Annotated in this window: 18 protein-coding genes and 2 pseudogenes; 13 read left to right on the forward strand and 7 right to left on the reverse strand. The window is 65.6% G+C overall.

All coding sequences use genetic code 11. From position 1 onward, the window contains the following. The first annotated feature begins 3 nt into the window (after positions 1-3). Positions 4-1,194 carry an ROK family transcriptional regulator gene (locus tag GTV32_RS13945; protein WP_202421793.1) on the forward strand — a complete coding sequence of 397 codons (1,191 nt, stop codon included), beginning with the start codon at positions 4-6 and terminating at the stop codon, positions 1,192-1,194. Positions 1,195-1,301: 107 nt separating this feature from the next. Continuing rightward, positions 1,302-2,531 (forward strand): FAD-dependent oxidoreductase, encoded by a 1,230-nt coding sequence (locus GTV32_RS13950; RefSeq protein WP_202421795.1) that lies wholly within the window; start codon positions 1,302-1,304, stop codon positions 2,529-2,531. A gap of 33 nt (positions 2,532-2,564) precedes the next feature. Here the strand turns inward: GTV32_RS13950 and GTV32_RS13955 are convergent, their stop codons facing one another. Then, a complete protein-coding gene (locus GTV32_RS13955; RefSeq protein WP_202421797.1) occupies positions 2,565-3,581 on the reverse strand; it encodes a hypothetical protein in 1,017 nt (338 codons plus the stop codon). A gap of 90 nt (positions 3,582-3,671) precedes the next feature. On the opposite strand from GTV32_RS13955, the gene GTV32_RS13960 reads away from it, so the two are divergent. Then, positions 3,672-4,136, forward strand: coding sequence for a TetR/AcrR family transcriptional regulator (locus tag GTV32_RS13960; RefSeq protein WP_161060822.1), 465 nt, complete (start codon positions 3,672-3,674; stop codon positions 4,134-4,136). 93 nt (positions 4,137-4,229) lie between these two features. On the opposite strand, the gene GTV32_RS13965 is transcribed toward GTV32_RS13960, so the two are convergent. The 4 genes from GTV32_RS13965 to GTV32_RS13980 are packed head-to-tail and all read right to left on the reverse strand — an operon-like array spanning position 4,230 to position 7,409. Then, positions 4,230-5,480, reverse strand: coding sequence for an MFS transporter (locus GTV32_RS13965; protein WP_161060823.1), 1,251 nt, complete (start codon positions 5,478-5,480; stop codon positions 4,230-4,232). Beyond that, positions 5,477-6,118, reverse strand: a complete 642-nt coding sequence (locus tag GTV32_RS13970) for a GntR family transcriptional regulator (protein WP_161060824.1) — start codon at positions 6,116-6,118, stop codon at positions 5,477-5,479. Before GTV32_RS13970 ends, GTV32_RS13965 begins: the two co-directional genes overlap by 4 nt. 47 nt (positions 6,119-6,165) lie before the next feature. After that, the gene (locus GTV32_RS13975) at positions 6,166-6,642 is read right to left on the reverse strand and encodes a glutathione peroxidase (protein WP_161060825.1); all 477 of its coding nucleotides are present in this window, start codon (positions 6,640-6,642) and stop codon (positions 6,166-6,168) included. A gap of 41 nt (positions 6,643-6,683) precedes the next feature. Then, positions 6,684-7,409: a hypothetical protein gene (locus tag GTV32_RS13980; RefSeq protein WP_161060826.1), complete on the reverse strand. Its 726-nt coding sequence runs from the start codon at positions 7,407-7,409 to the stop codon at positions 6,684-6,686. Between the two features lie 92 nt (positions 7,410-7,501). On the opposite strand from GTV32_RS13980, the gene GTV32_RS13985 reads away from it, so the two are divergent. From GTV32_RS13985 to helR, 6 genes and pseudogenes are all read left to right on the forward strand, one after another. Beyond that, entirely contained in the window at positions 7,502-8,359 is an 858-nt protein-coding gene (locus tag GTV32_RS13985) for an LLM class flavin-dependent oxidoreductase (protein ID WP_161060827.1), read from the forward strand. A 102-nt stretch (positions 8,360-8,461) separates the two neighbouring features. Next, positions 8,462-8,716, forward strand: coding sequence for an acyl carrier protein (locus tag GTV32_RS13990; protein WP_161060828.1), 255 nt, complete (start codon positions 8,462-8,464; stop codon positions 8,714-8,716). Between the two features lie 60 nt (positions 8,717-8,776). Then, positions 8,777-10,056: pseudogene (locus tag GTV32_RS13995) on the forward strand (competence/damage-inducible protein A). A 25-nt stretch (positions 10,057-10,081) separates the two neighbouring features. Next, positions 10,082-10,732: a TetR family transcriptional regulator gene (locus tag GTV32_RS14000; protein WP_202421798.1), complete on the forward strand. Its 651-nt coding sequence runs from the start codon at positions 10,082-10,084 to the stop codon at positions 10,730-10,732. Between the two features lie 364 nt (positions 10,733-11,096). Next, positions 11,097-12,679: pseudogene (locus GTV32_RS14005) on the forward strand (GMC oxidoreductase). Between the two features lie 282 nt (positions 12,680-12,961). Then, positions 12,962-15,112: an RNA polymerase recycling motor ATPase HelR gene (helR, locus tag GTV32_RS14010; RefSeq protein WP_161060829.1), complete on the forward strand. Its 2,151-nt coding sequence runs from the start codon at positions 12,962-12,964 to the stop codon at positions 15,110-15,112. Between the two features lie 142 nt (positions 15,113-15,254). On the opposite strand, the gene GTV32_RS14015 is transcribed toward helR, so the two are convergent. Next, a complete protein-coding gene (locus tag GTV32_RS14015) occupies positions 15,255-15,878 on the reverse strand; it encodes a transglycosylase SLT domain-containing protein (protein ID WP_161060830.1) in 624 nt (207 codons plus the stop codon). Positions 15,879-16,349: 471 nt separating this feature from the next. Then, positions 16,350-17,150, reverse strand: coding sequence for an IclR family transcriptional regulator (locus GTV32_RS14020; RefSeq protein ID WP_343287332.1), 801 nt, complete (start codon positions 17,148-17,150; stop codon positions 16,350-16,352). 213 nt (positions 17,151-17,363) lie between these two features. Here GTV32_RS14020 and GTV32_RS14025 point away from each other — a divergent pair, with 213 nt between their 5' ends. From GTV32_RS14025 to GTV32_RS14040, 4 genes are read left to right on the forward strand one after another with little or no spacing between them, the layout of a single operon-like run. After that, positions 17,364-18,239: an isocitrate lyase/PEP mutase family protein gene (locus tag GTV32_RS14025; RefSeq protein ID WP_161062540.1), complete on the forward strand. Its 876-nt coding sequence runs from the start codon at positions 17,364-17,366 to the stop codon at positions 18,237-18,239. A gap of 17 nt (positions 18,240-18,256) precedes the next feature. After that, complete coding sequence (locus tag GTV32_RS14030; protein WP_161060831.1) at positions 18,257-19,501, forward strand: aconitase family protein; 1,245 nt, start codon at positions 18,257-18,259, stop codon at positions 19,499-19,501. Next, positions 19,498-20,037 (forward strand): 3-isopropylmalate dehydratase, encoded by a 540-nt coding sequence (locus GTV32_RS14035; protein WP_161060832.1) that lies wholly within the window; start codon positions 19,498-19,500, stop codon positions 20,035-20,037. The genes GTV32_RS14030 and GTV32_RS14035 overlap by 4 nt, the downstream gene beginning before the upstream one ends. After that, positions 20,034-21,377 carry an MFS transporter gene (locus GTV32_RS14040; RefSeq protein WP_161060833.1) on the forward strand — a complete coding sequence of 448 codons (1,344 nt, stop codon included), beginning with the start codon at positions 20,034-20,036 and terminating at the stop codon, positions 21,375-21,377. The genes GTV32_RS14035 and GTV32_RS14040 overlap by 4 nt, the downstream gene beginning before the upstream one ends.

Below are 21,377 nucleotides of genomic sequence, written 5' to 3' on the forward strand. Positions count from 1 at the left end.
CCGATGTCGACCCCGTCCGCCGGTCCGTCTGCCACCCGCTGGCTGACGGCAGCCCGTCTGATCGAGGTGGTGCGCACCCGGCCGGGTGTGACACGGGCGTCGGCCGCTCAGGAACTCGGTATCCGCAGCGGTGCGGCGACCGAATTGCTGGCCCGGCTGCGCCGTGCGGAGCTGCTCGACGAGAGCCCCGCCCCGGCCCATGGGCGAGGCCGGCCGACCACCGTTCTGCACACGCACCCAGCCGGCCCGCTCGTGATCGCGGTGGAACTCAGTCTCACCGGTTGGCGAGTGGCGATTGCAGAGATCGACGGTGTCCCACGGGTGCAGGCCCATGTCACTCGGATGGGACGGGATCCGTTGCCGGTGCTGGCCCATATCGCCGACGTCGTCGGCGATATCCACGCCCGACACGGCGAACGACTCCGCGCGGTCTCCGTGTCGGTGGCCGGCGCGGTCCGCGACGACCGTCTGGTGCAGTTCACCCCGCTCGACTGGTCGGACATCGACCTGTCGCGCGTCACCGCGGAACTGCCGGCCGACGTCGACCTCCCGGTCCTGGTCGGCAACGACGCGACCCTGGCCGGGCTGGCCGAGGCGCGTACCGGCTCTGCACGCGGCGTCGGTACCGCGCTGCACCTGATCGTCGCAGTCGGGCTCGGGGGCGCGCTGGTCGTCGACGGTGCGCCGATGATCGGCGCGCACGGCGGCGCGGGCGAGTACGGCCACGTCCCCTTCGGTGACCCCTCGGACCTGTGTCCGTGCGGCGCCCATGGATGCTGGGACCTCAGCGTCGACGGTCGCGCTCTCGCCCGGCACCTACGGGACCCGCCACCCGACAACCCGCTGCGCTACGCCTACGACCTCCTCGACGCGCGCCGCTCCACGACCGGGCCCGGGATCCAGCGTGCGTTCGATCTGGTCGGTTCCTCCCTGGGTCGCGGGATCGCCGGTTTGGTCAACATCCACGATCCCGACGTCGTCACGCTCGGCGGTCTCGCCGCGCCGCTGCGCGCGGCGGCCCGCGAACGCTTCGAATCCGCATACCTCGGTGGCCTGATGTCGTTCCGCAAGCAGCAACCGCCCGAGGTGATCGACGGGATCCACGGCGACGACGGACCGTTACACGGTGCAGCGCTGCGCGGCATCGATCGCATCACCACCGTCGATGCGCTCGCCGAATGGGCAGACCGCTGATCGCGCAACCCCTCTGAGGCCCGACGTCGCGAGTAGAGTCGGGCACAGACGCACGAACCCGAGAGCCGGTGCAGGTCATCGTCTGCATCGCACGCAAGAGGGAGGCGATGCTCGTGACCACGATCGTGATCGTCGGCGGCGGCCTGGCCGGTGCAAAAGCGGCCGAGGCGTTGCGCGCACAGGATTTCGACGGAGACGTGATCCTGTTCGGCGCGGAAGAGCGTCTGCCCTACGAGCGACCGCCGCTGTCCAAGGAGTTCCTGGCAGGTCGGAAATTCTTGGACGACTTCACCGTTCACGACGGAGATTGGTACCGCGACAACAGGATCGACTTCCGCCCAGGCACCGTCATCGAGAAGATCGACGTCGGGGACAAGATCGTGGGACTTCCCAACGGAAGCGGCATCGGTTACGACAAACTGTTGCTGGCCACCGGTTCTCGATCACGCCGCCTCGACCTCCCGGGTGCCGACGCGGACGGTGTCCACTACCTGCGGACCATCGACGACGCCCAGCGTCTGAGCGATGCGATCACCGACACGACGCGGGTCGCGATCGTCGGGGGTGGTTGGATCGGCCTGGAGGTCGCGGCGAGCGCACGACAGCGCGGCGCGGAGGTGACCGTCGCCGAGTACGCGTCTCAACCATTGCTGACCATCCTGGGTTCGCGGGTCGCCGAGGTGTTCGCAGATCTGCATCGCGAGCACGGGGTCGACCTCCGGACCGGCGTGGAGGTGGCGGAGGTCGTCACCGACGGCGGTGCCGCGCGGGGCCTCCGGCTTGCCGACGGCGACACCATCGACGCCGAGGTGGTGCTGATCGCGGCGGGCGCATCGCCGAACATCGAACTCGCCGAAGACGCCGGGCTCGCGACCGCGGGCGGCGGCGTGGTGGTCGACGCCGGTCTGCGGAGCAGTGATCCCGACGTCTTCGCGGTCGGCGACATCGCGAATGCCGAGCATCCGCTCCTGCACACCCGGGTCCGCACCGAGCACTGGGCCAACGCGCTCAACCAGCCGGCGGTGGCCGTCGCCAACATGCTCGGTGGCGACGAGAAGTACTCGAATCTCCCCTACTTCTTCACCGACCAGTTCGACCTCGGGATGGAGTACGCCGGACTGTCGACGGGCTACCAACAGGTGGTGTTCCGCGGCGACGTCCCGGCGCGGGCGTTCGTCGTGTTCTGGCTCGACGGAGACGCGCGTGTCCTCGCGGGGATGCAGGTCAACATCTGGGATCAGCTCGAGGAGATCAAGAAGCTCATCACCGCCGGGACCGCGGTCGACACCGACAGGCTCGCGAATCCGGAAGTGCCACTTGCCGAACTCGTCTCATGAGCGGCCGGCGGTTCCGGTGAGATCCGCCGGTGCTCAGCTCGCCGCTCCGGCGGGCACGGTCCCGTCGGCCGGCGCGCCCTCGCCACCGGACTCGTTCTGCCGGGTGCGCCGCGCTCGCACAACGCCGGCCCCGTAGAGCACGAGTCCGAGCGTCAGCCAGGCGCACAGCACGATGATCGATCGCGCGATCCCATGTCCCTCGAAGAAGACGACGTCGCGCAGCAGCATCCCGGTCGCGCCGGGTGGCAGCAGCTGGCCGAGCGTCCCCCAGGGCGCGGGAAGCAGTTCGGGCGCGCTGGACAACCCCGACAACGGATTCCCCAAGAAGATCAAGAGCACTGCGGCGATGCCGAGACCGATTCCGCCGAGAAGTTCACGGAGACCGAGAACCATGAAACACGTGGCCGCGATGCCCAACAGGGCCGCCAGGCTGGTCACCCAGTAGTTTCCGTCAAATGTCCCGATGACGAACTGAAGGGTGGCCACCAACGCCAGCCCGCCGGCGACCGAAACACCTGCGGCGGCCACCAGACGAGCGCGGTTGCCGGGGATGAGCAGCATGATCACCATGGCACCGATCCAGCCGCCCAACGCGAGCGGGAGAGCCCCTGCCGCGAGACCCGCGCCCTTCGGGTCGTCGGCGGGGAATCCCTGCACGTCGATGGGCTGAGTGGTGACACCCATCTGCCTGCCCACCGTCCCGAGCACAGTGGCGACCGCGGTACTGGCGGCACTCGACACCACCACGGTCTCCGGCCCGTTCGCGCCGAAGACAACCGCGCCGTAGATCTCTCGATCGAGGATCGCGTCGGTCGCCGACGACTGGTCGGGATACGACGTGACCGCGAAACCATCTGCGGATTCCGCGAAATGGGCGGCCTGCGCCGGCGCCGCGACCACGCCGACCGGGACGTCGTGAGGCGTCGACCGCGCGGCCGGCAGCGCGAACGCGATGACCATGAGGGTCAGCAGCACCGCGATGCCCACGATCAGTCCGATCATCTTTCGCGGGGACATCTGCCCTGCCCCATTCGACGTCGGCAATGCCATGACATTCACCCCTAAGAGACGCTTCGTTTCCTAATAACCGAAGTGTAGAGTCCGGGGATAAGAAACGCAACGTTTCCTCTGGAGGTGGATATGTCGACTCACCGACGGCGTGGCCCCGAACTCGAGCGAGCGATCCTCGACGCGGTCCGCGAGCAGGTGGATCGTCATGGGTACACGAGCATCACCTACGAAGGCATCGCGGCGGCCGCCGGCACCGGAAAAGCCGTCCTGTACCGACGTTGGGCCACCAAGGCCCAGATGGTGCTCGCCGCGATGGCGGCCGACGAGCAGATCGATCTGACCTTCACGGTCGACACCGGTAGCCTGACCGGCGATCTCGAACTCGCGCTCAGGGGTGGGCGGGACATCCTCGACCGGCGTCGGGAAATGGTGGCCGGACTCCTGGCCGACTTCCGGCCCGACGACTCCGGCTGGGGCAGTCACTGTTCTCCGACCGCATCAGCGATGTGCTCAGCCCGATTCTCGCACAGGCCCGCGCGCGCGGAGAGCTCGGCGACTCGCCTCTCCCACCCCGGGTCTTGTCCATGCCGCTGACCGTCCTGCGCCACGACACCCTCGTCTACGGACGGGTTTCCGACGACGACATCGCCGAAATCGTCCGTACCTGCATCGTCCCGCTGTTCACGGTCACGAGCCGGATGCCGGCAGATGCTTCCGATAGCTGACCAGCACCACCAGCGTCGAGATGATCAGGAGCACCACGAGCGCGGTGAGCAACTCGATGGTGGTGAACGGCGGGGTCAACGCGGCGAGGACCGTCGGGACGGCGAACCCCAGATAGGCGACGGCATAGAAGACCCCGGTGAGCTTCGCGAGATCGGCTGCCGGAGCGATGCGCTGGACCTCGAGAAGACCTGATACGAGGCCGATTCCGAAACCTGCGCCGAACACCACACTCGCAGCGGCACCGATGACCAGCTGACCGGTCGCCACCGCCGTCATCATCACCAGCATGCCGACGGTGAGCGTCGCGAGCGACACCACGATCCCGCGCGCACTGGAGGACGAGTCGATCCGCTTGGCGACGGGCTGGATGACCGCACCGGAAACGAGTGCGATGACGCTGAGCGTCGTCGCGTACGCGAGTCCGAGGCCACCCGCCGCATCCCCGAGCAGGACCGGCAGATAACCGTACGAGAGCCCGCAAGCCACGAAAAGCCATGGGCCGCAGACCACCACCACACGAAGGAACCGCCGGTGCCGCGCCGACGGGACCGTCATGCGAGTCCGCAGGGGCGGGCGATCCGCACCGGGAAAGCACGTCTCGGGCGGGCGTCGGACCAGCCAGAGGAACGGCAGCGTGACCGCGACGTGGATCACGTAGGGCACCACCTCGGGCCACGGCCCCCACTGCGCGATGCTGCCGGCCACGAGTGCGCCCAGCGCGGAGCCGAGGGTGAAGGCCAGCGATGCACGACGTGCTCCGGCGCCGGTATCGGCGCCGGAGTCGTATGGCTTTCCGGACAGCTCCTTGAGCCAGGTGGTCCCGACGGCCATCGCCGTGCCGACTGTCGCACCGGAGACCAGGCGGCCGAGATAGATAGGGACGGAACCGAGTTCGCCGAGCGCGAGGAGCACACTGCCCGTCAGACCGAAACACACGGCCCAGAACATCGGAACCCGCCGGCCAACATGGTCGGAAACAGCGCCCGCGATGATCAGCGCCGGCGCCAGCCCGGCCACATAGACGCCCAGGAAACTCGTGACCGTTCCGGCCGAATAGTGTTCGGCCTCCTTGTACAACAGCAACATCGGGCTGAACTGGTTGCCCGCCCAGGAACAGACGAACACCGCCCCGAAGACGAGCACCCACGGTGGTACCCGGCGGCCTGCTTCGGCGTCGACCGCGGGAGAACGTGATTGAGTTCCCAGACTCATATCGCGCCCTGGTACCGATTGAGATGGGCGTCGAGTGAGTCGGCGAATCGTGTCGCGTCACCCGCGAGAAAGCAGTCCGCGAGCTCCCGGTGATCACGGTAGGACGACATCAGATTGGCCGGATCCACCCGGAGCAACAGGTTGCGCAGGCGCTGCTGACGACTCCGCAGTTCCTCGTAGAAGTGCTGCGCGACCGGATTTCCGGATGCCTCCACCATCAGCGCATGGAAGTCGTCGTCGGCAGCGACGAATCCGGAGACGTCCCCGGCATCGACATACTCGCGCTGCCGATTCAGGTTGTCCGCCAACAGACCCGCACACCGTTCTCCCGGGCCGCCGGCAGCGAACACCTGGGACGCCGACGCCGCCTCGATCCCCTTGCGCATCGCCAGTACATCGGCGGCCTCGCGGTGCGACATCGGCCGCACGATCGCACCCTTCCGCGAGACGAGCTCGATCAATTGCTCGGCGCTGAGCAGAAGGAACGCCTCATGGACGGGAGTTCGACTGATCCCGAGTTCGGCACCGATCGCACCCTCGCTCACCAGCGCGCCGCCCGGCAGCTCTCCGCTGATGATCAGCGCCTTGGTGTGGGCATAGGCCCGTTCGGCAGCCACGGGCCCGGTGCTGGTGGTCATGCGGGTACGCTACCCCTTGCATGCAAGCTTGCATGCAAGGGGTAGCGTCAGAGCACCTTGGCGATCGCCCCGGTCAGCCCGGCAGGCTTGGTGGTCGGGGCGAATCGATCGACGACCCTGCCGTCACGGCCGATCAGGAACTTGGTGAAGTTCCAGTTGATCCGGCCTCCGAGCAGGCCCCGCTTCTCCGAACGCAGCCACGCATAGAGCGGGTGTGCGTCGGGGCCGTTGACGTCGACCTTCGCGAACATCGGGAACGTCACGTCATAGGTCAGCGAGCAGAAGTTCTTGATCTCCTCCGCATTCCCCGGCTCCTGATGTGCGAACTGGTCGCACGGGAAGCCGAGCACCCGCAACCCCTGGCCGGCATACTCACGGTGCAATGCCTCGAGCCCTTCGTACTGCGGTGTGAAACCGCATTTGGAGGCCGTGTTCACGACGAGGAGTGGCAGGCCGGCGAAATCGGACAGAGGAACTGGGCTGCCATCGATGTTGTCGGCGGTGAAGTCGTAGGCGGTGGTCATGGATCTCTCCCCGTGGTCGCGCATCGGTGACGCAGATACGTCTAGGTGTAGGCGGACCTGCCCAGTATCTCATCGCAGGCCGCGACCCCCTCGGCGACGCCACGCTCGAAAGCCTGTCCCCGTTCGGCCCCGCTGCCGTGCGTCGCCCGATCGGGCAGGGAATACATGAACGCCGTCGCCTGGCCGAGATCCGACTGTGTCAGATGCCCCTGCGCGATCAGCCAGGTCCACCCGGCACCAGACCAGCAATCACTTGCCAACTCCAGGCGGCGTATGTCGTCGGCAGGGCCGAAAACGGTGGTGGACACCGGTTTCAGACCGATGCTTTCCTGAACTCCATGACTCGACTCGTGGACGAAAGTGGTCACCGCCCGGTTGCGCGTCGAGATGAGAGCGGCATCGGTCTGGGGATTGAAAAATGTGGTCTTGTCGCAATGATGCAGCCCGAGGTTGAGCAGCGTCCCGAGTTCGGCGTAGACACAGATGTCACTGTTCTCCGAGTTCCACGACACCCCGGCGCCCGGATTCTGGACCATCACCGTCTCCCGGACCACCGACGACCGTCCTCGATGGCCCAGCCACAGCCTGGTCAGTGCCGCTGCGCACGCGGCATTGTTCGCGGCGGCCGGTTCGCCGTGACAGGCAGCGAGATCCGGCTCGACCGCAACCGTCCGGAACGGCGCCGCGTGAGCATCCGACTGCCGGCCGAGGACGACAGCGGTGACACACGCCAGCACCGCCACCGCAAGGGAGGACCAACGTCTCATCTCTGCCTCGTTTCACCGGTATCCCTTTACGAGAGGCGTTGCCACACGTCTCAACGCTAGTGAGCACGCGAAGGGGGCACTAGAGTCCGAACATGCGATTCGGCATCTGCATCCTGCCCGAGCAGCAATGGCGCCACACCCGCCCGTTGTGGCAGCGCGCCGAAGAGATGGGTTTCCACCATGCGTGGACCTACGACCATCTCGTCTGGGGCGGCCTGCCCGATTCGTCGTGGTTCTCCTGTCTCCCGACGTTGACCGCCGCCGCTGGTGTCACGTCCCGAATCGGCCTCGGCGCCTTCGTGATCTCGCCGAACTTTCGCCATCCCGCCACCCTGGCACGTGAGGTGCAAACGGTCGCCGACATCGCCGACGGTCGGCTGCTGGTCGGACTCGGCGCCGGCGGGTCGCCCGACGACGGGATACTCGGACAGCCCGATGTCACGGTTCGCCAACGCGTCGACAGGTTGCAGGAGTTCGCCCTGCTTCTCGACCGCATGTTGATCGACGATCACGTGAGTGCGCAGGGCGATTACTTCACGGTCCGGGACATGCGCCTCGTCGGAGGCCCCGTCCGAGATCGGATCCCGTTGATCCTCGCGGGCAACGGCCCCCGTTCGGTTCGGTTCGCGGCGCGGCACGGAGATGGGTGGGTGACGACCGGCGCCCGCGCCGACGACCTCGACGACTGGTTCGCCGGCGTCGCGCGCAACTGCCGGATTCTCGACGAAACCGCGGCGGATCGGCGCGATGGCCGCGTCGTCGACCGGTATCTCAGCATCGACTCATCCCCGCGGAACTCGTTGGAGAGCATCGCCCTCTTCGACGACATGGTCGGTCGCGCAAGCGAACTCGGGTTCACCGACGTGATCGTGCATTGGCCGAGGACGACTGAGCCGTACCGTGCACACCTCGACGTGCTGGAGTCGATCGCGGCGCGCGGCCTCGGCTGATTCCCACGGGTCGCCACCCGGTTGTGATCTACCGCACACGCCTAGTATCGTCGCGTTCGCAAGTCAAGTGACTCACATTCCGACGTGCTCTGGGGAGGCAGCATGGAAGCGGAACTGACGACGAATGAACTCGTGCCGATCCTGGTCCGCCAAGCGGTCGCCGATGTGCTGGGGGTGCCACCGACCGCACTCGACGCCGCCACACCACTGTCCGAGTACGGCCTCGATTCGATCTCGGCCATCGACCTGACGGTGCAGATCGAGGAGGTCTTCGACATCGGGATCCCGCATCGGGACATCCGGATGCTGGCGACCGTCGACAGCATCATCGACTATGTGCAGAGGATCGGCTGCTGACACGAGCGGCGCCGCCGCGAGAACGGTGAACCGGGACAGCTGTGCCCTAGGCTCGGTCACGTGAGTGTTCGCGCAGGAATACTGGTGACGGGGACCGAGGTCCTGACGGGTCGCGTGACCGACGAGAACGGCCCGTGGGTGTCGACACGACTGCTCGCGATGGGCATCGACGTCGCACACATCACGGTGTGCGGCGATCGTCCCGACGACCTGGTCGCGCAGTTGGGCTTCCTGGCGGATCAACAGGTCGATCTCATCGTCACGACCGGCGGCCTCGGACCGACCGCCGACGACCTCACCGTCGCAACGGTCGCACAGTTCTGCGGACTCGACTTGCACCTCGACGCCGGACTCGAGGCTCACATTGCAGACATCATCCGGCGCTGGCAGCGTCTACCGGCAGGCGAACCGGCGTCCGGACCGACCCGCGCCGGCATCCAGAAGCAGGCATTGGTACCCGAAGGCGCAGAATCTATCCCGCCGACCGGCACGGCCCCCGGCGTCGCGATTCCCGGCACTGCCGACCGACCGGCGATCCTGATCCTCCCCGGCCCGCCGCGAGAACTCCAGGCGATGTGGCCCGTTGCCATGCAGACGGCCGCGGTGACCACGGCATTGTCGGGGCGGACGGAGGTGCGCCAGGAGACGATCCGCGCCTATGGCCTCTCCGAAGCCGAGCTCGCCGCGTCCCTACGGAACGCGCACGATCAGATCACCGGCTTCGACGGTCTCGAGATCACCACCTGCCTACGGCACGGTGAGGTCGAGATGGTCACACGGTTCCCCGCCGAACACGGCGCCGCCTACACCGATCTCGCGGAGTTGATCACGACCGTTCACGCGCGTCAGATCTTCTCGCTCGACGGCACGACCATCGACGACCAGGTGGCCACCGCGCTGACCGGCCGACGGATCGCGACGGCGGAATCCTGTACGGGCGGGATGGTCGCGGCACGGCTCACCGATCGGGCGGGATCGTCGGGATACGTCGTCGGCGGCGTGGTGTCGTACGCCAACGAGGCCAAGACCGGACTTCTCGATGTCCCGGCTGCACTGATCGACGAGCACGGGGCCGTCAGCGAACAGGTCGCCTCGTCGATGGCCGAGGGCGTCCTGCGCCGGCTCGACGTCGACACCGCGGTGTCGACGACCGGTGTCGCCGGCCCCGGGGCGGGACGGAACTCAAGCCGGTGGGCATGGTGTGTTTCGGCGTCGCGATCGCGGGCCGCCCCACCGTGACCGTCACCCGACGGTTCCCCGGTGACCGTGCGTCGGTGCGCGCTCTGTCGACCACGGCGGCCATGCACCTGATCGCCGACAGTCTGGCCGCTGCCGACTGAGCCACCGCGAACATGAGGCATCATCATGTTCGTGGTGGCATCGCGCAGTGATCAGACGGCACGTACCCGCGAGCGACTGCTCGCGGCTGCCGAGCAGCTCTTCGCACTGCACGGGATCGCAGGGGTGTCGAGCAGGCAGATCAGCAAAGCGGCCGGCCAGGGCAACAACTACGCGGTCGGCCACCACTTCGGCGACAAGACCGGGCTGATCCGATCGATCCTCGAAACCCACAATGCCCGGATCGACGTGATCCGGGCCGAGCGCCTCGCGGAACTCGGGGACGACCCCGGAGTGCGCGACTGGATCGAGTGCCTGATCCGACCCGAGATCGAACACCTCGTCAGCCTGGGGGCGCCGTCGCACTACGCGCGGTTCTGCGCGCACATGGCGGCCGATCCGCAGACGGGCTACCTCCTGTACGAGTCAGTCGCGGTGTCGCATCCGCTCACCGAGGTGATGACCGGGTTCTACCGCGCTCTCCCCTCGATACCCAAGCGCGTGATGGACGCGCGCGTGAGCATGTCGCAGAACATGATCATCCACTCTTTGGCCGACATCGAGCGGTCGATCGAGGATGCCGAAGCCTCGACCATCGCCGACCAATGGTCCGATCACTGCGATCTCCTGGTGGACGGGGCCGTCGGCCTCTGGCTCGCGCCGACGACAAGCCGCTGATCACAGGCTTCCCCACCGTACGGGAGATGTGAAGCGGGTCACACTATCGCCGGGAAGCCTTTCTTATCTCAGTCACATGACTGATCATATTTCCGGTTGGTCGTCGCTGGTTGCCGACCGCGGAGGGGGAGGACATCACCGCGGCGGGCGCGATCAACAGACGATCGGTCGAGACGAATCCGCGCGGGGCACAAGCGGTCCTGATGCTGAACGCATTTCGTCGACGGCCGGGATCGCCACGGGGGAGCCGAATGCACTTGTCACGTTCACGGCGTTGCCCCATCGGCCGCCGCCACCAGCTGGGACGGTCCGATCGATCTGCCCGCATACCGTCAATCCTGGCGCGATTCAAGGAGTTTCACCGATGACTGTGACCAGACGTTCGTTTCTCACCGGCGCGGCCGTGGCCGGGGCCGCGAGCCTGTTGCCCGCCACGGCCACGGCGGCGCCCGGGGCGGGCCGCGGCGTTCGGTTGACCCGCGAAAATCATCGGGCGATCGTCGTGGGGTCGGGCTTCGGTGGTGGCGTCACCGCCCTCCGACTCACCGAGGCCGGAGTCCCGGTGCTGATGCTCGAGCGCGGAAAGCGATGGCGAACGGGCCCCAACTCCAACACCTTTCCGCTGGCAACCGCCCCGGACAAGCGGTTCCTGTGGCACAAGTCGACCGGCCAGATCCTCGGCACCAAGTTCGAGTTCGAACCGTATCTGGGTCTCGTCGATGCGGTCGTCGGCGACAACATGACCGCACTCGCCCCGGCAGGACTCGGCGGTGGATCCCTGGTCTATCAGGGCATGACCCTGCAACCGGCCGAGCACGTGTTCAACGAGTTCCTGCCCGAACAACTCGACTGGCAGACGTTGAATCGTGTGCACTACCCGCGGGTGGCCCGGATGCTGCAGATCGAGACGGCCCCCGATGCCCTGATCCGCAGCAAGAACTACCTCGCGGCGCGTGTGTTCGCCCGGAACGCGCGCCGGGCAGGCCTTCCCGTTTCCAAGATCCCGATGCCGATCGACTGGAACTACGCGCTCGCCGAGATCCACGGCAAGATGAAGCCCTCCTATACCAACGGCGCGGGCGCCATGGGTGTCAACAACGGTGGCAAGCACAGCGTGGACGTCACCTACATCAAGGCGGCGGAGGCCACCGGGCTGCTGACCATCGCGACGATGCACGAGGTCACCGACGTCGCGCGCGCGGCCAACGGCCACTGGCAGGTGCACGTCGACCGCACGGACCTGACCGGCAAGGTCCTCGAGCGAAAAATCCTCACCACCCCGACCCTGATCATGGCGGCGGGCAGCGTGCACACCACGAGGCTGCTCGTGCGGGCCGCCGCGAACGGCGGTATCCCCGATCTCCCCGACGCCGTCGGACGCGGTTGGGGAACAAACGCCGACCGTATCTACGTCTGGAACAGCCCCACGGACGCGTTCGGCACCGAGCAGGGCGGGCCGGTCGTCTACGGGTCCCTGAACTGGCAGAACGCGAGCACGGCACACACTGTCATCCAGGCATCGATTCCACCGATGCCTGTCGATGCACACAGCACCATGATGGTCGGCTACGGCGTGAGCCGCGACCGCGGACATTTCGCCTTCGACACAGGGCGTGGCGACGCATTCCTGCGATGGCCGAAGAACGGTGATTCCGCGATCCACCTCAAGAGCATCGAACCCACGGCCCAACGCATCGCCGGGCCGACCGGGCGACTCATCGACACAAACGCCGTCGTCAACAGCACCTGGCACAGCCTCGGGGGGCGTGCATGGGGTCGGTGTGCGATCTCGACGGTCGGGTACACGGACAGCGCGGCCTCTATGTGCTCGACGGCGCGCTGCTGCCCGGCACCGCCGCTGCCTGCAACCCATCGATGACCATCGCAGCGCTCGCCGAGCGCGCCCTCGACAACATCGTCGCCAAGGATGTGGGGACGGTCATCTGACCTGGGCGCGCCACCCGTATACGAACGGTAGGGCGTGTGGAGACCGGAAGGGGCGGGGAGAACTATCTCCGCCCCTTCCAACTTATAGCGTGGCCCCGGGCTTGCCGCAAGGGCCGGGGCACCGGGCACAATGGTTGCCTCCCCGGCCGTCGGGGAGGCAACCACCGCCGTCGCGGGATGAGCCGCCACCGTCGACCAGATCGAAATGTGCACGCGCGCAATCGAATCAATCGACAGGCGCTCCCCACCCGGCAGCCCCACCGACCCTTGGAGCCGCCACTCATGACGCCCAGCGCCACCAGTGCATTCGACCTCAACCGTCACCCCGCCAAAGCCGACCCGACCCTCATCGCCGACGACGAACGGCACTTCGCCGCGATGGCCCGCAGCCTCGAGCAGTCGATCGCAGGGCTGACCGCCCGCCTCGACGTTCTCCGCAAGGCGCCGGGGGGCCACGGCCGTCAGGCACTCGATCGCGACCTCGAAGTGCACGAACTCGGCAAACGGTTGCGGACGTTGCGCCGCTACAGCCTGGATCTGTGTCTCGGCCGCGTCGTCGTCGGTGGCGACGACCCCCAGTACATCGGCCGGATCGGCCTGACCGATCCGGCCGGCAGGCAACTCCTGATCGACTGGCGCACACCGGCCGCCGCACCGTTCTTCGCGGCGACGCACGCCGACCCGATGGGCGTGGCGAGTCGACGACGGTACCGGTGGTCGCATGGCCGCATCACCGACTACTGGGACGAGGTCTTCACCGCCGAAGGACTCGACGGTCACGTGACCCTCGACGACGACTCGGCATTCATCGCGAGCCTCGGTGCGAGTCGGTCACCGCGGATGCGCGACGTCCTGGGCACGATCGCTGCCGACCAGGACGCCATCATCCGTGCGAGTTCGCGTGGAGCGTTGGTGGTCGACGGCGGCCCGGGCACCGGGAAGACCGTCGTCGCGCTGCACCGGGCGGCGTATCTCCTGTACGCGGACCCACGTTTCGCCGGCAACCGAGGAGGGGTGCTGGTGGTCGGACCTCACGAGCCCTACCTCGCCTATGTGGCGGACGTGCTGCCCGCTCTCGGCGAGGAGAGCGTGCAGACCTGCACCCTGCGAGATCTGCTCCCCGAGGGCGCGGTGGCGGCCGACGATGCAGACCGGGAGGTGGCGCGGCTCAAGTCCTCGGCGGACATGGTCGCGGCGATCGAACCCGCCGTCCGGTTCTACGAGGAGGCGCCGACCGATCCGCTGTTGGTCGAGACGCCGTGGTCCGAAGTCTGGATCACCGCTGCCGACTGGACGGAGGCCTTCGGGGCGCCCGAACCGGGGACACCGCACAACGAAGGCCGTGACGAGGTGTGGGAGTCGTTGGTGTCGATCATCCACGACAAGCACGAAGGTAGCGACGTCACGATGACGCGACTACGTAAGTCATTGGCGCAGAACGACGAATTGACCGCAGCCTTCAACCGCGCCTGGCCGATGCTCGACGCGACCGACCTCGTCGGAGACCTGTGGTCGGTGCCCGCGTACCTGCGGATGTGTGCTCCCCACCTGAGTCCCGGCGAAGTGAGGAAACTCCAGCGGGGGAATCCACAGGCCTGGACGGTCTCGGATCTGCCGATGCTCGACGCGGCGCGACGACGACTCGGCGACGCATCGGCCTCGATTCGTCGTCGACGGCGTGCGTCTGTACTGGCCGCCGAGCGGGAGCGGATGGACCAGGTGGTGACAGATCTTCTGGATGCACATGCCCACGACGACGGGGAGGGCGTGATGCCGATGTTGCGCGGCGCGGACATGCGCAACAGCCTTGTCGACGAGTCGGTTTCGCCGGCAGCGGACGTGGACGCCCTTGCCGGACCGTTTGCCCACATCATCGTCGACGAGGCCCAGGAGCTGAGCGATGCGCAATGGCAGATGCTGCTGTCCCGCTGCCCTTCTCGGAGTTTCACGGTGGTCGGCGACCGCGCCCAGGCACGACACGGGTTCACCGAGAGCTGGTCAGAACGCCTCGAGCGCATCGGGATCCGAGAAGTCACCCTGGCGTCGCTGTCGGTGAACTACCGGACACCGGCGGAGGTCATGGCGATGGCCGAGCCGGTCATCCGGTCGGCACTTCCGGACGCGAATGTCCCCACATCCATCCGTAGCAGTGGCATCCCCGTCGTCGACGGGGCCATATCGGATCTCGACGCGATCCTCGACCGGTGGTTGAGCGCAAACGACGAGGGAACCGCCTGTGTCATAGGCGGTTCCGGATTCGTAGAGCGGCCTCGGGTGCGATCGTTGACACCCGAGCATGCGAAGGGCCTCGAGTTCGACCTCGTCGTGATCGTTGATCCGGAGCGGTTCGGCAGCGGTATCGAGGGGGCGGTGGACCGCTACGTCGCGATGACGCGTGCGACGCAGGAGTTGGTCATCCTGCGCACCCCGTAACCCCCCACACTCCCTCCCCACACACCAACCCCTCCCCGCAGCCGCGACGGTTTCCGTCATCCGCGCCCCCGAAATGCCGTCGCGGATGACGGGAACCGTCGCGGCTGCGGGGTAGGGTACCCGAGGAGGGGAAGGGGGTGGGTCAGTATGCGGAGTTGACGTTGTCCATCGAACCGTAGGTCTGTGCCGCGTAGTTGCAGGCGGCGACGATGTTGGCGACCGGGTCCCAGACGTCGAACTTGGTCCCCTCCACGTGGTAGGCGGCGAACGTCGGATCGATCACCTGCAGCAGCCCCTTGGACGGGATGCCGGCCGCGGCGTTCGAGTCGTACAGGTTGATGGCCTGCGGGTTGCCTGTGGACTCACGCATGATGTTGCGCATGATGCCGTCGTAGCTGGCCGGGATGTTGTTCTTGGCCAGGATGTCGAGCGACTGACGAATCCAACCGTCGAGGTTGTTCGCGTACACCGGCGCGGGTGCAGGCGCCGGAGCTGGCGCGACGGCCGGCTTGGGAGCGGGAGCCGGAGCGGGCGCCGGAGCGGCCTCGGGCTTCGCCGCAGCGACGGTGTCGGCGACCGGCTTGACCTTCTCGGTGGCAGGCGCAGCCGCGCTGTGCCGCTGCTCGGCCTGAGCGGGCTCGGCGTTGCTGATCGATCCGACGGTGGCGACGGCGGTGACCGCGAGGGTCGCGGCGCCGACGGCGTGGGCGAAGCGTTTGCGGGACATGCTGCGGGCATGCTTCAGCGATTTGGTGATGACGAACATGAGATTGGATTCCTGATGCGTTGTGCGGCCGGTCTGTCGGCCGACAGCGGACAGCCTCCGACGCGCTGGGCGCACCGGCTACTCGCGTACCGCTGTGAATGGACTTGTACTGACTGCGGGACGCTGCCGTCCCGGACGCATGACGCAACCGACCTACCCGTTGTCTGGGTCCGGCCCGAGCTTCGCTCAGACGGCGACGGCGGCGGTCTTGGCCCCGATTGCCGTAGCGAGACCGCGGGTTGCGCATGCGGGGTTGATCCGCATAGCTACTCGACTTTCTCGTGCTGCACAGACTCGAGGTCTGTTGTCGTGGCAGATAACAGATTGATATACAAACCTGAGAAAAGCCCAAAGACGGACACCGCCGAGTGTCCTCATGCGCCCTTCGACGTCATGTCACACAGTGCCAAAACCACCTGTGCGCTGGTATTTCAACGTTTCACACCCGCGTGACCCGACTCACAAATCCTGTCAAGACAACAGGCCGATTCGAGGCGAATTCGTTACCGATTGGGGGTTAACGTCGCCCCGGCCGACGGTCTCGTCAGCCGCGCTGCGGTAGCGCCTGCATAATTCTGGTGATGCGAGCAGCGGCATCGAGCACGCCATCCACCTTTTCGTCGAGCGCCGCCCCCTGAACGCCTCGACGCGGCCGCCGACGCTGATCGACGCCACCACCACTCCCGCGCGCCCGAAGATCGGCGCGGCCACAGCAGCTACGCCGGCCAGATAGTCAGAATCGCTCACCGAGTAGCCCGCCTCTCGGACACTCGCGAGGTGCGAGGTGAGGCCTTCGACGTCAGTGAGAGTTCGCTCGGTGAACGAGGTGAGGCCGGCGCGAACCCATTGCGCACGAAGTTCTTCCGAGTTGGCAAGCATGACGATCGGACCCGCGGCCGCGTGGTAGGGCATCACCGAGCCGATGTTGATCCCGGCAACGATGAGCGGGTTGCTGCCTTCGACACGATCGATACACACAGCCCCCTGATCTGCAGGGACCATCAGGTATGCGGTGTCCCCAAATCTTTCCGCAAGTTGAACCATGAACGGCCTTGCCGCCGAACGGATATCCAGTTTTATGAGCGCTGCAGAGCCGACTTCGAACACCGGCATCGCCACTCGATACGCACCGTCGCCGGTCCGATCAACCCATCCGGCGTGAATCAACGTGGCCATCAGACGGTGCACGGTTGTCTTGTTCATGCCACTGGCCTCGGTCAGCTCATTCAGGGTCCACACCGGTCGATCTGCGCCGAAATGCTCAAGGAGCACGCACGCCTTGAGGACGGCTCCCACTACCTCTCGACCTGTTGAGGATTCGGGTTCGATTGGAGAGGCCACTGAAGGTTCTCACTTCCGTTGGGCGCGGATCGGTGTCGACATCATACGGACAGAGTCGAACCCGAAAGGGTTGACATGTGACTCAAGCCACCTTAGCGTCCATATCGAGATGCGAAATGCATTCCGCATTACGAAACGGAGACGATCACGTTGACCACCCCCACCCTGAAGGACCTCACCTCACACGGCATCGTCTATGCGCCTGGAGTATGGGATGGGCTGACCGCACGCCTTGCCGACCAGGCGGGGTTCAGCGCCCTGTGTGCGTCCGGATTCGCGATATCCGCTGCGTTGGGGCTCCCCGACGCGGAGCTCTACACGATGTCGGAGAACCTGCACGCCGTACGCACGATTCGAGAAGCATCACAATTGCCACTGGTCGCGGACATCGACACCGGGTACGGAAACGCGGTCAACGCCGCGCGCACAGCCACCAAGTTTGTAGACGCAGGTGTCCAGGGGATGTTCATGGAAGATCAGGTGTCCCCGAAATCGTGCCCGATCTGCGTGGGGGACCCGGTTGATCTCATCAGCGTCACCGAAGCGACCGGAAAGATTCGTGCGGTCCGCGATTCAGTTCCGGATCATGTCCTGCTCATCGCCCGGACGGACGCCCGCGGAAACGAGGCCATTCGGCGAGCGCAGGCGTACGTGGACGCCGGGGCAGACATGATCATGCCGGTCACCAAGACCTTCGAGACCGTCGACGAATGGGACCGCTGCCACCGCGAGGTCGGTGTTCCCTTGATGGCCACACTCACCGCATCGACATGGACCGAGCGCGAGTTCACGCCCGAGGTACTCGATCAGATCGGCGTACGTCTGGCGCTGCTGCCGACTCAGGTACTGATGGCGGCCGCCGGCGCGGTGCGAGAGGCCCTCCGGCGCCTCGCGGCCGGTGAAGCACCCGCCGACGTGAGCCGGGATGCTCTCGCACACCATGAATTTGTCGACCTGATCGGTTTTCCCCAAGTGGAAGCCATGCAGCGCAAGTACCTTCCCACTGAGATCGGACGGTGACTGCTGTGGGACACACAATGGCAGAGAAGATCCTCGGACGAACCACCGCTCACGGCCTCGTCAGCGCCGGCGAGAACCACGCGGTTCGTCCTGCCCGGATGATCGCCTACGACTTCCCTGGGTACACCGACGTCATGTTCCAACAGATGCGCAACGACTTCGGAATCGAAGAATTGTCCGACCCAGATCGCTACATCGTGTTCATCGATCACATGTTGACGAAGAACAACGACAAGGAGGCCGAGGTTCACAAGGTCACCCGCGACTGGTGCGAGTTCTACGGGATCGAGTTGCACGAGGGCCGAGGAATCGGTCACCAATTGACAGCGGAACTCGGACTGGCGATTCCGGGCCACTTCCTCGTGCACTTCGATGGGCACATCAGTGGTATCGGAGCCTTTGGTGCACTCGGATGGGGAATCCGGCGTGATCTCATCGAGGCCTGGGTCACAGGACAGGTGTTCGTCGATATTCCGGCAACGACGCGATTCGATCTGGTCGGCGAGTTTCCGCCGGGCGTGGATAGCCGCGATCTCGTTCATTCCATCATCGAGCTGGTCGGTGCAGACGGATGTGCCCATCAGGTAATGGAATTCGGCGGGCCCGGGGCACGATCGATGAAGATTGACCACCGCCAAGGTTTGTGCGGCATGGCCATGTTCACCGGGGCCGTGTCCGCGATATTCGAACCCGACGATACTTCATTGGCATACGCACGAAACGTGGCGCGAGAAGAATTCGATCCGATCTACCCCGACGCCGATGCCACATATGCGGCACGGCACACGATCGACCTCGCACGTCTGACGCCGCGAGTTGTGGAGCCGGGCTCAGCGCGCGTCGCGAACACCAAGTCGGCAAAGGAACTTGCGGGCACGCCGATCACAAAGGCATTCATCGGCTCGTGCGCAAGCGGTCGCATCGAGGACTTACGCGCCGCAGCAATGATTCTCGACGGTCGAACGGTGGCCCCGGGGGTCGAGCTGAACGTCGTTCCGACGTCGCACAGAGTCTACGAGCAGGCCGAGAAGGAAGGGATTCTCGATGTTCTCCGCGCCTCAGGTGCAAAGATCGCCGTTTCCAGTTGCGACTTCTGCTTTGGCTATCAGAAACCACTGCAGCCCGGTGAGAACTGCATCTCGACCGGCGTGTTGAACATATCCGGACGTATGGGGAGCTCTGCTGCCAACATCTACATGGGCTCGCCGTACACCGTGGCAGCGAGCGCTCTGCATGGGTCGATACAGGAGTCAGTTCAATGAGCGCCTATCCACCGCCCCCCGACCTCATCGCGGGAAAGGTCGCCTGGATCTTCGGTGACGACTTCGACATCGATCTCGTTGTCGGCGTCTCCAACATAAAGTCGTACGACCCCGACCATCTTCGGTCGGTGTGCATGAAAGCGTACGATCCCAGTTTCGTCGACCGAGTTCGGCAGGGCGACATCATCATCGGTGGCCGCAACTTCGGGTACGGACATCCCCACTACCCACCGATGGTCGCGCTTCGAAATGTAGGTATCGCGGCAATCGTCGCAGAGTCGTTCTCCCCGGGCTTCTGGCGCGGTGAAACGTTCAACGGGATGCCACTCATCACGATCCCCGGCGTATCGGCAGCAGTGTCGGTTGACGAAACGGTGACGCTTGATTGGCGCACCGCAACCTTGCGCACATCCGACCGTACCGAACTGATCGGCACGCCCCCGAGCCCTCGAACCGTCCAGGTCATCGAGGCCGGCGGTTCGTATGAACTCCTCCTCGCCGAGCACTCCCGCACGTATCAAGGACAAACACGATGACCAACGTAGAGCACCCTATCCGTGTCGAAAGTGATGCCGTCCCGACGTCTGCGACGTCACTCCAGAGATCGACGACCATGGCCAGACGTGCTGCTATCGCGGGCGGCGTGGGCACGCTCATCGAGTACTACGATTTCGCGGTATACGGATTTCTCGCCGTCACCATCGCTCCACTGTTCTTCCCCTCGGAGAGTTCCGGGGCTTCAATACTTGCCACACTCGCAGTCTTCGGTGTCGCGTACGTGGCACGGCCACTGGGCGGAATCTTCTTCGGACGCCTCGGCGACCGGCGCGGACGCAGGTCGGCGCTGGTGATCACCGTGGTGTGCATGGGCGTGGCGTGCGGCATTCTCGGCCTGCTCCCGACTCATTCCTCAGTCGGCGTGCTCGCGCCGTTTCTTCTGGTGATCGTGCGACTTGCACAGGGTTTTTCAGCGGGCGGCGAGGTCGGCGGGGCCGCCACCTACATCGCAGAATCCGCACCACCGAATCGCCGTGGCTTCTTCGGTTCGTTCACGCCGATCGGGTCGACTTTGGGATTCGCAGTCGCCGCGTCGGTCGTCGGACTGGTCGCTCTGGTGACAACCGACGAACAGATGGACGTGTGGGGATGGCGCATTCCGTTCCTACTGGCACTACCCCTTGCACTGATCTGCCTCCGTGTGCGGTTGAAGTTGGAGGACACTCCCGAGTTCGAAGAGATGGCCGACAAAGAAGAAGTCACAAAGAGCCCCCTCCTCGACGTCATCAAGAAGAACCCCATCTCCGTTCTTCAAGTCATCGGCGTTGCGATCGCGATGAACGGCGCCGGCTATATCGGGTTGACGTACTTCAGCGTCTACCTCATCAATGATCTGGGATTCTCCAAGGACTCGGTCTATTGGACATCTGCTGTCAGCATTGCTCTGGCATGCGCCACATTCCCGCTCAGCGGCATGTTGACCGACAGATTTGGACGCAAACCCGTCCTGGCCGGGGGATACATCGCCTATCTCTTTGTGGCGATACCGGCGTTCATGGTGTTGGGAGCGACCACGAGCATCGTCGTTGTCGGTTCGGTGTACTTCGTGTACATGGTGCTCAACGGTGTCGTACAGGTGCCGGCGTTTCCATTGTTCACCGAACTGTTTCCTCGCACTGTCCGGTATACCGGTGTGTCACTGGGGTTCAACATCGGCACCATCGCAGCAGGAGGAACCGCACCATACGTCGCCGCCCAGTTGGTCGAGTCAACTGGAAGTGCAATGTCGCCGGCGTACTGGGTCATCGGAGTCTGCGTCATTGGACTCCTCACGGTCCTGACGATTCGCGAGACCGGTAGGGCCGCTCTGCCGACGTAG

It is taken from the genome of Gordonia sp. SID5947 (genome assembly GCF_009862785.1).
GTDB lineage: Bacteria > Actinomycetota > Actinomycetes > Mycobacteriales > Mycobacteriaceae > Gordonia.

What these genes read in the sequence shown, in the direction of transcription:
- GTV32_RS14000 (WP_202421798.1), top strand. Translation starts at nt 10,082, where the DNA reads ATGTTCGTGGTGGCATCGCGCAGTGATCAGACGGCACGTACCCGCGAG.
- helR (WP_161060829.1), top strand. Translation starts at nt 12,962, where the DNA reads ATGACGCCCAGCGCCACCAGTGCATTCGACCTCAACCGTCACCCCGCC.
- GTV32_RS13980 (WP_161060826.1), bottom strand. Translation starts at nt 7,409, where the DNA reads ATGAGACGTTGGTCCTCCCTTGCGGTGGCGGTGCTGGCGTGTGTCACC.
- GTV32_RS14030 (WP_161060831.1), top strand. Translation starts at nt 18,257, where the DNA reads ATGGCAGAGAAGATCCTCGGACGAACCACCGCTCACGGCCTCGTCAGC.
- GTV32_RS13990 (WP_161060828.1), top strand. Translation starts at nt 8,462, where the DNA reads ATGGAAGCGGAACTGACGACGAATGAACTCGTGCCGATCCTGGTCCGC.
- GTV32_RS13975 (WP_161060825.1), bottom strand. Translation starts at nt 6,642, where the DNA reads ATGACCACCGCCTACGACTTCACCGCCGACAACATCGATGGCAGCCCA.
- GTV32_RS13945 (WP_202421793.1), top strand. Translation starts at nt 4, where the DNA reads ATGTCGACCCCGTCCGCCGGTCCGTCTGCCACCCGCTGGCTGACGGCA.
- GTV32_RS13950 (WP_202421795.1), top strand. Translation starts at nt 1,302, where the DNA reads ATGCTCGTGACCACGATCGTGATCGTCGGCGGCGGCCTGGCCGGTGCA.
- GTV32_RS13970 (WP_161060824.1), bottom strand. Translation starts at nt 6,118, where the DNA reads ATGACCACCAGCACCGGGCCCGTGGCTGCCGAACGGGCCTATGCCCAC.
- GTV32_RS14040 (WP_161060833.1), top strand. Translation starts at nt 20,034, where the DNA reads ATGACCAACGTAGAGCACCCTATCCGTGTCGAAAGTGATGCCGTCCCG.
- GTV32_RS14015 (WP_161060830.1), bottom strand. Translation starts at nt 15,878, where the DNA reads ATGTTCGTCATCACCAAATCGCTGAAGCATGCCCGCAGCATGTCCCGC.
- GTV32_RS13965 (WP_161060823.1), bottom strand. Translation starts at nt 5,480, where the DNA reads ATGAGTCTGGGAACTCAATCACGTTCTCCCGCGGTCGACGCCGAAGCA.
- GTV32_RS13960 (WP_161060822.1), top strand. Translation starts at nt 3,672, where the DNA reads ATGTCGACTCACCGACGGCGTGGCCCCGAACTCGAGCGAGCGATCCTC.
- GTV32_RS14035 (WP_161060832.1), top strand. Translation starts at nt 19,498, where the DNA reads ATGAGCGCCTATCCACCGCCCCCCGACCTCATCGCGGGAAAGGTCGCC.
- GTV32_RS13985 (WP_161060827.1), top strand. Translation starts at nt 7,502, where the DNA reads ATGCGATTCGGCATCTGCATCCTGCCCGAGCAGCAATGGCGCCACACC.
- GTV32_RS13955 (WP_202421797.1), bottom strand. Translation starts at nt 3,581, where the DNA reads ATGGCATTGCCGACGTCGAATGGGGCAGGGCAGATGTCCCCGCGAAAG.